Origin of the sequence: Timaviella obliquedivisa GSE-PSE-MK23-08B, from assembly GCA_019358855.1 — a bacterium.
Taxonomy (GTDB): domain Bacteria; phylum Cyanobacteriota; class Cyanobacteriia; order Elainellales; family Elainellaceae; genus Timaviella; species Timaviella obliquedivisa.
The window spans coordinates 499378-513687 of sequence record JAHHII010000003.1 but is presented as its reverse complement, the minus strand read 5'-3'; the positions used below and the strand labels follow the sequence as shown (position 1 = coordinate 513687).

11 protein-coding genes are annotated in these 14310 nt (G+C 46.5%); 5 read left to right on the top strand and 6 right to left on the bottom strand.

Annotated features, from left to right (window positions below; genetic code table 11):
• The 5 genes from KME11_08275 to KME11_08255 form a co-directional block, all read left to right on the top strand.
• On the top strand, positions 1-89 hold an 89-nt coding region (locus KME11_08275), incomplete at its 5' end, for a transposase (protein ID MBW4515207.1).
• Between the two features lie 252 nt (positions 90-341).
• Positions 342-1808, top strand: a complete 1467-nt coding sequence (locus KME11_08270; GenBank protein MBW4515206.1) for a purine permease — start codon at positions 342-344, stop codon at positions 1806-1808.
• A 361-nt stretch (positions 1809-2169) separates the two neighbouring features.
• Positions 2170-2925, top strand: coding sequence for a Uma2 family endonuclease (locus KME11_08265; protein ID MBW4515205.1), 756 nt, complete (start codon positions 2170-2172; stop codon positions 2923-2925).
• On the top strand, positions 2922-3755 hold the full coding sequence (locus KME11_08260) for a TlyA family RNA methyltransferase (protein MBW4515204.1): 834 nt from the start codon (positions 2922-2924) through the stop codon (positions 3753-3755). Before KME11_08265 ends, KME11_08260 begins: the two co-directional genes overlap by 4 nt.
• Before the next feature lie 126 nt (positions 3756-3881).
• On the top strand, positions 3882-6530 hold the full coding sequence (locus tag KME11_08255) for an RNA helicase (GenBank protein ID MBW4515203.1): 2649 nt from the start codon (positions 3882-3884) through the stop codon (positions 6528-6530).
• 176 nt (positions 6531-6706) lie between these two features.
• On the opposite strand, the gene KME11_08250 is transcribed toward KME11_08255, so the two are convergent.
• The 6 genes from KME11_08250 to crtH all read right to left on the bottom strand — a co-directional run bounded on the left by KME11_08250 (position 6707) and on the right by crtH (position 13823).
• On the bottom strand, positions 6707-7462 hold the full coding sequence (locus KME11_08250) for a hypothetical protein (GenBank protein MBW4515202.1): 756 nt from the start codon (positions 7460-7462) through the stop codon (positions 6707-6709).
• 105 nt (positions 7463-7567) lie between these two features.
• Positions 7568-8008, bottom strand: a complete 441-nt coding sequence (locus KME11_08245) for a nitrate reductase associated protein (protein ID MBW4515201.1) — start codon at positions 8006-8008, stop codon at positions 7568-7570.
• Positions 8009-8095: 87 nt separating this feature from the next.
• The gene (locus KME11_08240; GenBank protein MBW4515200.1) at positions 8096-10054 is read right to left on the bottom strand and encodes a HAMP domain-containing protein; all 1959 of its coding nucleotides are present in this window, start codon (positions 10052-10054) and stop codon (positions 8096-8098) included.
• Positions 10055-10122: 68 nt separating this feature from the next.
• Entirely contained in the window at positions 10123-11298 is a 1176-nt protein-coding gene (locus KME11_08235; protein MBW4515199.1) for an AGE family epimerase/isomerase, read from the bottom strand.
• 66 nt (positions 11299-11364) lie between these two features.
• Positions 11365-12291, bottom strand: coding sequence for a nucleoside hydrolase (locus KME11_08230; protein MBW4515198.1), 927 nt, complete (start codon positions 12289-12291; stop codon positions 11365-11367).
• Positions 12288-13823, bottom strand: a complete 1536-nt coding sequence (crtH, locus tag KME11_08225; GenBank protein MBW4515197.1) for a carotene isomerase — start codon at positions 13821-13823, stop codon at positions 12288-12290. The genes KME11_08230 and crtH overlap by 4 nt, the downstream gene beginning before the upstream one ends.
• Positions 13824-14310: the final 487 nt, after the last annotated feature.

The following is a 14310-nucleotide window of genomic DNA, read 5'->3' as shown; positions in this document are numbered from 1 at the left end:
TGAACAAAGATTATGAACACCTTCCGCAGACCTCAGAGACTCTGATCTATCTGGCGATGATCCGGATTATGGTGAGGCGATTGGCGTAAAATCTGACTTGCCATAACTTTTCAAACATCCTCTAAGAGAGGACAAAATTCCTTCATCCGCTTGTTTTCTTTGTACAGTAACCATTTCAAACTCTTTGAGCATGTTTAATATCTATCTAAAACTGTGTACTTTAAGACACTCTTTTAGATAATATGACGTACCTATAATACATTCTGAATATACTTTGGTTTATTCAAAGATTGGACTGTAGATACTAACAGATCAGTAAAACGGGAGGCGATCGCAAGCTCATGGTGCAACATCAAGAAGTGGAATCTTCAGACAACAACCCGTTACCAGAAGCTCAGGGCTATCCAGAGCTATCGGCAGACCTCAAAAGTCCAGATTCAGAATTAATCTATGGACTGTACGATCGTCCGCCTTTGATTGAGTCAATTTTTGTGGGTATTCAACATGTCTTGGCGGCGTTTGTTGGTATTGTCACCCCGCCCTTAATTATTTGCACCAGCCTGGGAGTTGCTCCAGCCACTACCAGTTTTCTGATTAGCATGTCGTTGTTTGCCTCTGGCGTGTGTACCTTTGTGCAGTGCAAAACATTTGGTCCTGTGGGTTCGGGGTTACTCAGCTTGCAGGGAACCAGCTTTGCCTTTTTAGGGGCAATTTTGGGCGTAGGAGCAACTGCTATTCAGGGCGGAAGAACTCCAGAACAGGCGCTAGCACTGATTTTTGGCGTTTGCTTCTTTGGAGCATTTGCCAATGTTCTGCTGAGTCGGTTCTTGCATCTGCTAAGTAAAATTGTGACACCGATCGTATCAGGAACGCTGGTAATGCTGATTGGATTGAGCTTGCTGAAGACTGGGATTACCAGCATGGCGGGTGGAACCGCAGCATTGCAGAATAATACCTTTGCGAATGCTCAGAATATGGCTTTAGGAACGAGCGTATTTCTGATTGTGATTGTTCTCACTCTTGCCAAAAACCAGTATGTGCGAATGGGAGCGATCGCCATAGGCTTACTGGTCGGATACATTGCTTCAATTTTCCTTGGACTAATAGACTTCAGCACTTTTACACAACTACCTATTCTTAGCCTGCCTGTGCCATTCCGTTTTGGCATGAGCTTTGATATTGCAGCCTTGATTCCCTTCCTAATTCTCTATCCCCTCACCGCCATTGAATCGGTGGGTGATATGACAGCGACCTCCATGGTTTCTAGGGAACCGATTACAGGCCCTGTTTACTTTCGTCGTATTAAAGCGGGCGTGTTAGCAGATGGTCTAAATTCCTCTCTGGCAGCGTTACTCAACACGTTCCCCATCACAACCTTTAGCCAGAATACAGGCGTGATCCAGATGACGGGGGTAGGGAGCCGATACGTTGGCTTTTTTGTATCGGGAATTTTGGTGTTGCTAGGTTTGTTACCAATTGTGGGTGGTGCGTTTCAATCGATTCCCCAACCCGTTCTCGGAGGAGCAACTACAGTGATGTTTGGTTCTATCGCTGTTGCGGGTGTAAAGATTATTGCTTCTGAGAATCTCGATCGCCGGGCAACAATTATTATTGCCGTGTCGTTGGCGTTGGGATTAGGAGTTGTGTTTGTTCCAGAACTGTTCACGAACCAGCCTGCTATTATCAAAAATATGTTTTCTTCTGCTACATCAACGGGTGGTTTAACGGCTATTCTCTTAAGTTGGTTGTTGCCGCAAAATCCGAGCGCAGAAGTTCAAGGCGAAATGGCAGAACTTGAGGAGGCTTAGGAGCATTGTAGAAATAAAACTCTGATTTCATTAGTCCGCTCTTGAAGTTTTAAGATGAATTGCTACGATTCCTCCATCGCGTAGTTCATAGAAGGCGCTGAGTCAGTCACTGGCTTAGCGCTTTTATGATCAACCTCAATGAAACAACTGCGCGGGCGATCGCTTTTGTGGGTGCCACCCTGCTTGACTAACAAAAGTATTAGAGGCTGGGTAATTTACCTGGAAGGAAGCGAACTATGCTATGCGCGCCAATTCTACTGTTGCTCCATCCCATTGCTTGCCAAAGGTTATGTTCCATGCAGGGACATTTCGAGGTTAAAATCGCAGTAGTCACAGAAATCAGTCACGGAAGTTCTGAATTATGGTTTCTCAACTCCAACCCACAACTGTTACCTATCCCGACAGCGACGGACAGCCCATGTCAGACAATACCAAGCAGTTCCGTTGGATTGTTGTCGTTCAGCAAAATTTTGAATGGCTCTATGCTGATGATCCAAACGTTTTTGTGGCTGGAGATTTGCTGTGGTATCCGGTGGAAGGAAACAACAAAATTCGCACCGCTCCTGATATTTTGGTGGCTTTTGGTAGACCTAAAGGCGATCGTGGCTCGTATCAACAATGGAAGGAAGCGAACATTCCGCCCCAAATCGTCTTTGAGATTTTGTCTCCAGGTAACCGAAAAACCGAGATGGAGAAAAAGCTACTGTTCTACGAACGCCACGGCGTAGAAGAGTATTATCTCTACGACCCTGATACAAACGGTTTGGAAGGTTGGATCAGAACCGAAGGATACTTAGAAAATATTGAGTCCCTAGAAAATTGGGTTAGTCCTCGTTCAGGGGTTCGCTTTGATTTATCGGGAGAGGAACTGCAAATTTTTCGTCCTAATGGCGATCGCTTTTTGAGCTACACCGAAATTGCACAACAAGCGGAGCAATCAAAGCTTGAAGCGGAGCAATCAAAGCTTGAAGCGGAGCAATCAAAGCTTGAGGCAGAGCAATCGAAGCAGCGAGCAGAACAGCTAATCAATGAGCTTGAGCAAGAACGCTCGCGATCGCAAGCCCTTCTCGATCGCCTCAGAGCCGCAGGCATTGACCCTACAGAGTTGCACCCTTGACCAAACAACGCCTTGATACATTACTCGTCGAACTGAACCTTTGCGATTCTCGCCAACGGGCGCAGCGTCTGATTCAGGCTGGCGAAGTTAAAGTCAACCAACAAGTTGTTGATAAAGCAGGGACGGCAGTAGATACGGCAGCGATCATCGAAGTAAAAGCCCGATCGCCCTTTGTTTCTAGGGGCGGCGAAAAGTTAGCCAAAGCCTTAGCGACCTTTGAGATTGAAGTGAGCGATCGCATTTGTCTGGATGGCGGCATTTCTACAGGAGGCTTTACAGATTGTCTGCTGCAAGCCGGAGCCAAACAGGTCTATGGCATTGATGTAGGCTATGGGCAAGTCGCCTGGGGCATCCGCCAAGATGAACGAGTCGTGCTGCGCGAACGGACTAACCTGCGCCATCTCAAACCTGAAGAGTTATATCAGCCCAATCAGCCTTACCCTGACTTGGGCGTGGCAGATGTGTCGTTTATTTCGTTAACCAAAGTGCTACCTGCCCTATGGCAACTCTTGCAGGCACCGCGCGAGGTGTTGCTGCTGGTGAAACCTCAGTTTGAAGTGGGGCGCGAAAAAATAGGCAAAAAAGGCGTAGTACGCGATGTTAACGTGCAAGCAGAAGCGATCGCCCAAGTTCTGCGATCGGCTCAGGAGCTAGGCTGGGGCTATTGTGGCTTAACCTGGTCGCCCTTATTAGGCCCAGCAGGCAACATTGAATATTTGCTTTGGCTAAAAATGAATTATTCGTTGCCATTTCCTGATCTCGCTACGGTTCGAGAAACGACTCAAGCCGCAAAAATAGCATTGGTTCAAGACGCAGATAAAGACGCTTAAAGTACCTGTGTTTTAATTGAACGTTCACCTTTGTGTAATCTTCCTGAATCTGGACTTATTATTTAAGGATGAATGGGGAATATTTCATCTCCACTCAATCCTCGAAACTACGGTAGCCCCTGATTTGTGAGTAATTCCACCCCACCCCTCGACCTCGATACCCTGTTCCCCTTTGAGTTGGATGACTTCCAGCGACAAGCGATCGCCGCCTTAGATGCCGATCGCTCCGTCGTGGTGTGTGCCCCCACAGGCTCTGGAAAAACCCTCATTGGTGAGTATGCCATCTATCGAGCGCTGTCGCGGGGCAAGCGGGTTTTATATACCACGCCCCTAAAAGCGCTCTCTAACCAAAAGCTAAGAGATTTCCGCGATCGCTTTGGCGACGATCAAGTCGGGCTGCTCACGGGTGATATGTCGCACAACCGAGAAGCGCCGATCTTAGTCATGACGACCGAAATTTTCCGCAACATGCTCTACGGCACCCCAATCGGGCAAGTTGGCACCTCCATGACCAACGTAGAAGCCGTTGTGCTAGATGAATGCCACTACATGAACGATCGCCAGCGCGGTACCGTCTGGGAAGAGTCAATCATTTACGCGCCCCATAACATTCAACTCGTGGCACTTTCCGCCACCATTGCCAACAGTGACCAACTCACCGACTGGATTAACAAAGTCCATGGCTCAGCCGAACTAGTCTACTCCGACTTCCGCCCCGTGCCGCTAGAAATGAGCTTTTGCAGCCCTAAAGGACTCTTTCCCCTGCTTAACCCCGAAGGCAAGGGCATTAATATTCGCCTCAAGCCCAAAGGCGGTAGACAGCGCGGACGCAACGAGGCACCCAGCTTGGGCTATGTGGTTAGCCAACTCCAGCAACGGGATATGCTGCCCGCCATCTATTTTATTTTTAGCCGCAAAAACTGCGATAAGGCAGTCACCGAACTAAATAGCTTTTCCTTGGTCAATGATGCCGAAGCTAAAACTTTGAGAACTCAAATCGACGCATTTTTGGAACGCAACCCTGAAGCTGCTCGGAATGGTCATGTAGAGGCACTCTATCGTGGTATTGCATCTCACCATGCCGGAGTTTTACCTGCTTGGAAAGGGCTGATTGAAGAACTATTTCAGCAAGGACTAATCAAGGTTGTCTTTGCCACCGAAACCTTAGCAGCAGGTATTAATATGCCTGCCCGAACAACCGTCATTTCTAGTTTGTCGAAACGCACCGATCTGGGGCACCGTCTGCTGAATGCCTCCGAATTCTTGCAAATGGCAGGACGCGCTGGACGACGCGGCATGGATAAAATTGGCTATGTCGTCACTGTACAAACGCCTTTTGAAGGCGCATCTGAAGCGGCGTATTTAGCAACCTCCAAAGCCGATCCCTTAGTCAGCCAATTTACACCCAGCTATGGCATGGTGTTGAACTTGCTACAAACCCATACGTTAGAAGAAGCCCATGAACTAATTGAGCGCAGCTTTGGACATTACCTCTCTACTCTGGTTTTACGACCGCAACAACAGGCGATCGCCGATCTGACCGCCGAACTTAATCAGCAACAAAACCAAATCGACGCGATCGATCCGAAGCTTTTAGCTCAGTACGAGAAGCTAAACGAACGGCTTAAAGAAGAGCGTCGCCTATTAAAAACTTTGCAGCAGCAAGCGTTCGATGATCAAACTCAAAATCTTGTCACTTCTTTATCCTTTGCCGTTGCTGGAACCATTCTTAGCCTCAAGGGTAAAAATGTTCCGGTTGCCGTTCCTTTACCCTCAGTTCTAATCGCTAAAACTCAAGGCTCAGGGAAGTTTCCTCACCTGGCTTGTTTAGGTCAAGACAACCGTTGGTATGTCATTACCCTTAGTGATGTCGTTGGTTTGCACGCCGAGTTTCCTCGCATTGTCCAAGCCGATGATTTAATGCCCCCCAATGAGTTATCTCTGCGACCTGGCTCTGTGCGCAAAGGTGATGAAACCACGAAGGCGATCGCCCAGCAGATTCCGCAAGTGCCGCTTATTCTCGATCTTGTCCCCGAAGTTAAGGCACAACAAGCCCGTACCGATGCTGTAGAAGCACAAATTCAAGCCCACCCGCTGCGACAATTAGGTGACCCTAGCTTTTTTATAAAGCGTTACAAGCGCATGACTAAGCTCCAAGCTGAAATTGCCGATCGCCAAGCCAAGCTCGATCAATACTCCCAGCGCTACTGGCAAGAGTTCCTCAGCCTCATGACCATCCTTCAACACTTCAATGGTCTCAACGGTGTGATTCCCACTGACCTTGGGCAAATTGCCGCTGCCATCCGAGGCGACAACGAACTGTGGCTAGGGCTTGCCCTCGCGTCTGGCGAATTCGATAACCTCGACCCGCATCATTTGGCTACTGCCTGCGCTGCCCTCGTCACCGAAGTCTCTCGTCCCGACATTTGGACGCGCTATGCTCCCTCTCCCGAAACTGAAGCAGCGCTAGCTGGACTACGCGGCACCCGACGGGAGCTATTCAAAATGCAGCGCCGCTACCAAATTGCCTTACCGATTTGGTTGGAAGCCGACTGGTTGGGTTTAGTTGAACAATGGGCGCTGGGCGTGGAGTGGCAAGAGCTTTGTGAACATACCAGTTTGGATGAAGGCGATGTGGTACGAATTCTTCGTCGCACCGTTGATTTTCTGTCGCAGATTCCTCATGTGCCGCATTTGCCTCAGGGGTTGAAGCAAAATGCAAATCGAGCCATTCAGTTGATCGATCGCTTTCCGGTTAATGAGGCGATTGATTGAGAATCATTAAGGTAAAGCAGATCGAAATTTTGCGTCGATCGCAAATTGTCCATCAGCAGCAGCGTGGAGATGGGCGATCGCAGTTCAGTAAATCCTCGCCCCTTGAAAATTAAAAAGCACCTTAATAGACCCTAGGAATCGAGGTGAACGCAAACTTTAATGGATGTAAGGTCTATCTATTTCTGAGGGTTCCAGGGAATCTGATCCACCCAGAACATTTTAGATACTGTGAACTTATAGACCACCATTGTCTGAAAAACTTCTCTGCCATAGGTGGGAGCTACTTGCTGAAAGCGATCGTTTCCGTCTTCGTGCAGCACATTCGTCATTCGCAGCATAAGACGTAGGTAAAACTCAATGGGCTTACGACGCTCCTTAAAATTAAAGTTAATATCTTTAATGTATTGGGGTGTTCTTAGAATCTTTGAGACTGCATTCAACTTCTCTAGATCAATGAGATCGTTTTTAAGTTCGAGCGTATTACCATCAGCACTGAGCTTAAATACATCTTCTGCTGTAATGATAGTCGCTAGCTTGAGTTTGGGTGGAATAGCGCTAGGGACTTGGGGCAGATCAAGATCAGTAATTCGCTTGTCGGGGGCAACCCGAATAACGCGCCGCGAAAAATTAGGATCATAGGTTGTAATCGAACTACTATCCCAATCCACATAAATATAGTGATCTGGCGATTTATTCTCGATGGTCATAATCAGTGTTTTGGGCTGATTATTAGATTTGTAGCGAAACTCAAACTTAAAGCCCACGCTCACTAAATCTTTGAGCGGCTTGTCACCTAGTTTTTTTTCCTCAAGCTGCGCCTCAAAAAACTTTGCTTCAGCCACAAATTTCGTTTGGTTATCCAAAGAAAAGATTGCCTGAGCAATGATATAGGTCATGCAAATGATATAAACAACCAGGATGATCAAATCCATAAAAATGGCTGCAATAGAATGAGCAACTTGATTTTAGACCTCCTACAGACAAGTGGCACAACTTGCTAAGAATATTTGCTTGTCCCTCGCTTCTCTAAAATCGATCTACCGTAAGCCAAATTCTTGAAGAGCAGGCAGAAAGTTCTTATTCTCGTGCTGGGAACGGCTGAGCTTAATTAAGGCAAAGCGTTGTAACGGGGTTAAGGCTACCCATTGAGGCAAGGCGATCGCCCCTTCGGTTTTCTCCATCACACTCTCAGGAATAACTGTCTCGTCTAGCCATGCCGGGTGACTGTCGATGGGCAAATCAGCCGGAAGCTCGAGCGTATGGGCTTGAACAATGCGATGGATCAGCGATCGATAATCCTGCGCTACTGCGGTTGTGCAGGGTGCATCAACTAGAGCTTGCCGCTCGGTGGGCGTTAGCGGGTTCCAATGAGAGAGCTTAAGCTTAACGCCGCAAGTGTCTAGCTTCAACCTAACCTGCATGGGAATACAGCGAAGAGAATCTACAAAATCGGCTTCAAATTGAAAGAAGTGTGTCATGTAAAACTGCGTTATATTTTTTATGTTTTAGTAATCCTAAATATAAAACCTATTTTGTAACAGGACAAGGAACGCTTCTGAGAAGGATCAAAGTTTGTGCTTGAGATCGCCATTTGTTAGGTTAGCGTTTAACCAATAAGTCTGCATCGCACCAAAACCCTTGACTTCAATGATGCCTCGCTCCTCTAAAGAATACTGAGTCTGTAATCGCTGATAGGTGGCAGGCGAAACTTGAATTTTTCCAGGCAATCCTCGTGATTCCATACGGCTCGCAAGATTTACTGTATCGCCCCAAAGATCATAGGTAAACTTTTTCTTGCCAATGACTCCCGCGATAACAGCGCCTGTATGGATGCCGACACGAAGCTGAAAAGGTTCTCCAGAAGGTTGACGAAACTGAGCAACCGCGCGTTGCATAGCGATCGCCATTTCTGCCACGGCTTCGGCATGATTGGCTTTGGGGATAGGCAATCCTCCGGCGATCATATAACCATCCCCGATAGTTTTAATTTTTTCGAGCTGATATTCTTCGGCAAGTTGGTCAAATATTGAAAAGATTTGGTTGAGCAAGCCAACTGTATCATTGGCAGAGGTTTGATGAGCATAGGCTGTAAAGTCTACTAAATCGGCAAAGAGAACCGTTACTTCGGTATAGCTGTCAGCAATGATTTCAGAACTGCGTTTGAGGCGATCGGCAATGGATGCGGGTAAGAGCCTGAGCAGTAAACGCTCGGTTTCTTGACGTTGCTCATTCAGTTCCGCCGTGCGTTCCTCAACTCGAACTTCTAGTACTTCAAATGATATCTTTAGTTGAACTGCCATTTGGTTAAACGATTGAGCTAATACTCCTAATTCATCAGTACGAGTCATCATTACTTTCTGTTCTAAGTCACCTTCTGCAATGGCTCGACTAGCATGGCTCAACTGCAAAATGGGTTGGGTAATCCAACGCGAGGTATAAATGCCCGATACCGTCGCAATAGTAGCTGCCGCTAAACATAGCCAAAGGGTTGAGCGAGTGTTTTCATAAATCTGTTCCATGAAGTCGGCTTCTGGAATAACCACTACAATGAGCCAATCTAAGCCTTTTCCATCTGAAAAAGGCTGAATTTGCATGAGTTGTCGATCACCATTAAAGTCAAATTCGAGTTGCTGGCGTTCTCGAATATTTCGGTAATTGCCAAACCTATTCAGTAGGTACTTAGCAATGGCATGAGTCAGTGCATCCTTGCTATCGTAAACATTGAGACGCTCTTGGGTTTTGCCGTTAAAAGCCAATCGAAAGGGTTTCTCGGAGATGGAACTTGCAATTAATAATCCGGAGCGCTCAATTACAAATGTTTTACCAGACTTAGCAATTTTCAATTTCTGTAGAAACTTACTGACATTAGAGAGCAAAAATTCTGTACTAAAAACTCCCTGTAGCTTTCCATCTGGGCTGTAGATAGGATGCACCGCAGGAATACTTAGCTCCTGTGTATTGACCCACAAATAAGTATTGCCCCAAATGGGCTTACCTGCGTTAGCGGCGGCTTTGTACCAAGGGCGCTGTCGGGCATCATATTTCTCAGGAAGGGTTTCTAAAAGCTGAGTGCGATCGCCATCTGCATCTGTTTGATAGGTTCGATAATCTGCCTTGGTAATATCATCAGAATGATCAAGCGTTAACGCTCCATCTGATTTTCGTTCGCCGCCCCGCAGTTTGCCCTCACTGTTGCCGTACGCAATATAGCTCACTGTAGGATGTAGCCTCATTTGCAGGGCAATATACTGCTCTACTTGGTTGAGCGATTTTAGGGTAAGAAAATTTCGCCGAATCACTTCTTCGCTAGTTTTGTTAATGCGCGGCGGTAAAGCCACAAAGTTGCTGATGTACAAATGAATGCGATCGGCTACTTCACTCCGAAGTTGAGTAGAGAGATCATTCACAGCACGTTGCCCATTGCGAAAAGAAAGGTAGCCAACCAAACCCACCGCCGTTAAAATTTGCAGCACAAACGGGAGGATGACGACCGCGCGCAAAGGTAAACCAGGACGAACATTCATAGGAGGGCGAAGAAGACTCAAGGGATGCCTGCAAAATTTTCTTCCTTAGCGTTCCCGCAAAACCAAGGCTATCTGCCAGAAATTGCCTCAAATTGCTGCCAGCACAGATAAAGCGCCCGTGGCACATGAAAACATCCCTTCCATTTTCCTCCCTTAAGATTTAATAAAACCTCTCCTTGACGATTTAAATAGCCAAACCATTCATCCTGTTCGGTATCTGCAAAGTGCGACCAGGTGTATTCGTGCATTTTTTGATACCATTCCCAGCAGTCCGCTCGTCTGGTCAAACGAAGCCCGATCGCCAATGCTACCAAAGATTCTAAATGCACCCACCACAGTTTCTGATCCCACTCTAACTGCTGCGGCGGATGCCCTTCTGCATCCATAAAGTAATACAATCCACCATGTTTCTGATCCCACGCAAAGTTTAAGGTATTTATCACTACATCAACAGCTTGGTTAATGGTTTGGGTATCATGTTGACGATCGGCAATATCCATAATAAACCACATGGCTTCAATACCATGCCCCGGATTAATTAGTCGTCCTTCAAAAGAATCTAGATGAGAACCATCAAGGGACACGTTTTCATACATCAATTTCCGCTCTTGATCCAAGAAATCATTCATTACTTCTCGAACGGTGGCATCTAGAATTTGTGCTAACTGTTCGGGAGGTAATAACCAATCCATTTCTAAAGATAAGTTTGCTAAAATCATTGGCACCGCCAAAGACTTCACAGGGCGCGTACCTGGATAAGCTTTGTTATAGGTGCCCTTGGGGTTGTCTTTACGACGTAAAACATTGCGGTAAGCCTGTAATGCAACCTCTTTAGCCCAATCTTCGCCAGAAGCAATGGCATACTTGCTAAATGCCATCGCCGCAAAGCAGTCAGAGAAAATGTTGTAGGGCTGCACCAGCGGCTCACCCTCGCGGGTCAAAGAAAAATACCAATTACCTTCTCCATCTCGTCCATTTTTAGCCAAAAAATGAGCGCCATTTTCAGCAATTTTTAGCCAGTCTTCTCTCGCTTCTACTTGGTTATAAAGCATGGAAAAAATCCAGACTTGGCGATTTTGTAACCAGATAAATTTATCGGTGTCGTAGACTTTGCCTTGGCGATCGAGACAAGTAAAGTATCCACCTTGCTCCCAGTCAACAGAGTGTTTTTCCCAAAAGGGAATGACGTTATTGAGTAATGTATTTTTATACAGTGCAGCCAGTTGTTGAAAGTTATCATTCATTTGCTTTCCTCTACTGTAATCTTGACAGCCGTATAATCCTGGCAGCCATATAATCTCGACAGTTGCTTATAATTCTGACAATCGCTGAATGAGTAGGCTGTAGAATCCTTCATCATTTGCCTGTTGAATAACATGAGCATTGGGCGCTTGTTGCCCCGATCGCCACAAATCTACAATCGATCGCCCCATCGTTAATTCGCTCGTTATTTCGATCGCAACGTGCAAATTGCGCCCTTCAAATAATTCTGGTTGGACTAAATAAGCAATCACGCAAGGGTCATGGAGCGGACTTCCTAGCATTCCATATTTTTCAATATCGTAAGCGCCATAATGAGCCAACATTGCGGCAGCAGCAGCGCTCACAGGAGTGGCGATCGCCCGAATCTGCTGCAATCGTTCAGGAGTGGTCAGCACTTTGTGAGTTACATTTAACCCAATCATGGTTAGCGGTAAGCCGCTGGTGAAGACAATATGGGCGGCATGAGGATCAACATACAAGTTAAACTCTGCTGAGGCAGTCACGTTTCCTTGGCTAGTGGAGCCGCCCATAAGAACAACTTCTTGAATTTTAGGGATGATTTGTGGCGCTTGAATGAGGGCGATCGCTAAATTTGTTAAAGGGCCTAACGTTGCCAGCGTAATGGGCTGTGAAGCTTGCAGCAAAGTTTCAATCAAAAACTCTATGCCATGCTGAGATTGCAGAGGCATCTGTGGTTCTGGCAATTCTACGCCTTGCAATCCTGTCTCACCGTGGACGTGTCGAGCAGTTTCTAGCGATCGCAGAATCGGGCGAGGGCAACCTGCGTAGACCTTGATATCATTGCGTTTAGCTAACTCGCAAATTTTTCGAGCATTTTGTTCAGTGAACGGTAATGAAACATTACCAGCAACAGTAACGATACCCAAAATTTCTAACTCAGGGGATGCAAAGGCTAATAGAAGAGCGATCGCATCATCAACGCCTGGGTCACAGTCAATAATGATTTTTTTCATAGACCTAGATCCACTGCAACCCGGTGAGCGCAAGCAAATCCTGAAAATGCTACCGCATTTAAACCTTGTCCTGGAAAGGTGCTATCTCCAACACAGTACAGCCCTGGAATTGAGGTACGGTTGAACGGCATTCCTAACAATCCCCACAGCTTGCGAGAAGGAATAGGACCATACGTGCCGTCATCCCGCCCTAGAAATCGCCTGTGAGTGCGAGGTGTACCTGCTTCCTGGTAGTCTATTCCAGCAGATAAACCAGGAAATATTTTTTCGAGGCGATCGATGATTTGCTGAGCTATGGTTTCTTTTTTGGCTTTATAATCGGTGGGTGATAAATTCTGCCAATGTTCTATCCAATCCGGAGTGAAGGCGTGAATAATATGGTGACCTGGCGGCGCAAGATCAGAATCAAGCAAAGTAGGAATAGACACGAAAAGCGTGCCTAGTGCTGCCTCTAACTTTGACCAATCTTCTAACAAAATGTGGTGACACTCAGTTCCTGGCGGCAACACTTCAGCTTTAACGCCTAAATGCAAACTGAAGAAACTAGGCGATTTTTGGTACCGCTGCTGCCATTTCTGCTCCGCCATGGGCATTTCAGATTTGGGTATGAGCTTTTCAAAGGTATCCCAGCGGGTCGCATTAGAGACAATTCGTCGCGCGCGATACTCTTGCCCAGAAGCCAACTTCACCCCGATCGCTTTCCCTTGTTCCCGGATAATATGGGTCACTCTGGCTTTGTATTGAATGTGACTGCCTGCTTTTTCTAGCCCCTCTACAAGCTTCTGGGCAATTTGTCCAACGCCGCCTTTGGGATAGTTAATGCCCCCATAATGGCGATCGCTAAACACCATTCCTGCATTAATCATCGGTGTGCGATCGGCTGGCACGACCGACCAGCAGTAGCATTCCATGTCAATAAATTTCAGGAGGTTGGGGTCTTTAATAAAGCGTCGGGCAATATCTCCAGCGTTTTGAGGCAAATATTTGACCAACCCCAGACAGGCGGCAGGACGCTGAAAAAAGATGCGCGTCAAATAGCCCAGTTCTTCCAACGACAGCAGTTCCATTACATTCAGGCAATTAAACACCTTCCAGCATTCGTCATAAAACTGCCGAATTCCTTCTTGCTCATGGGGAAAATGATGGCTTAGCTCTTGCAAAAATTTCTCATAATCTCGGTGAACCTTCAGCTCTAAATTTTGCGGTAAATGGTAGTGAATTTGTACAGGGTCGGGGATGGTTTCAATATTGACGTGAACTGCTTCTAGGGCACGGGTAAGGAGATTGGTGGTGCCGCGATCGCCAAAGCCAAAAATCATCGAAGCGCCCACATCAAAACGATAGCCCTCGCGCTCAAAATATCCAGCACTGCCGCCCGGAATTAAGTAGCGCTCTAAAACCAACACATGGGCACCCTTTGCTGCGAGTTGGGTTGCCGTCACAAGTCCACCAATGCCTGACCCAATAACAATCACATCATAGATCTGAGATTTTAACGGTGCAGTAGAAGAGGGACGAGAAACAACTGTCATGGCGCTAAGAAAATACAAGACACCTATCAGTGTATAGGGAGTAGGCAGGCAAAAAAATGGGAGCCAGCCTTTCGGCAAGCCCCACATAAGCCTTTGAGAGGAGAACACTTTATGGATAAACTATATCGCTATTGAGACTTGATGTCAACACTATTGAAACTTAATCTCAATAACTAGAAATCTCTAAGGCGCACTCCTGTATAGGGCGATCGAGAAATCTGAGCCAGTTCATCCAGTTGTCACCTCGCCTTCACTAGGGCGAACGCACACGTTTCTTAATATGCTATACCTAGCTAGATCTAAGCTCAGGTAACACTAAAGTGAGGAAAAAGTATTCTCAATGAGCACCTATTGATGAGAAGTTTCTCAACAAACTGCCAATAGTTGGAGTTGTTGAGATATGTACTTTCGTGTGCGATCGCCCTACTCGCCTTCACTTAGATAATTGATTTCATGACAGAGCAGATGCTACTATATTCCCCAATAG

Excerpts from the sequence above, each read along its gene's own strand:
- crtH (MBW4515197.1), bottom strand. The coding sequence starts at position 13,823 with ATGACAGTTGTTTCTCGTCCCTCTTCTACTGCACCGTTAAAATCTCAG.
- KME11_08270 (MBW4515206.1), top strand. The coding sequence starts at position 342 with ATGGTGCAACATCAAGAAGTGGAATCTTCAGACAACAACCCGTTACCA.
- KME11_08250 (MBW4515202.1), bottom strand. The coding sequence starts at position 7,462 with ATGGATTTGATCATCCTGGTTGTTTATATCATTTGCATGACCTATATC.
- KME11_08235 (MBW4515199.1), bottom strand. The coding sequence starts at position 11,298 with ATGAATGATAACTTTCAACAACTGGCTGCACTGTATAAAAATACATTA.
- KME11_08230 (MBW4515198.1), bottom strand. The coding sequence starts at position 12,291 with ATGAAAAAAATCATTATTGACTGTGACCCAGGCGTTGATGATGCGATC.
- KME11_08240 (MBW4515200.1), bottom strand. The coding sequence starts at position 10,054 with ATGAATGTTCGTCCTGGTTTACCTTTGCGCGCGGTCGTCATCCTCCCG.
- KME11_08265 (MBW4515205.1), top strand. The coding sequence starts at position 2,170 with ATGGTTTCTCAACTCCAACCCACAACTGTTACCTATCCCGACAGCGAC.
- KME11_08245 (MBW4515201.1), bottom strand. The coding sequence starts at position 8,008 with ATGACACACTTCTTTCAATTTGAAGCCGATTTTGTAGATTCTCTTCGC.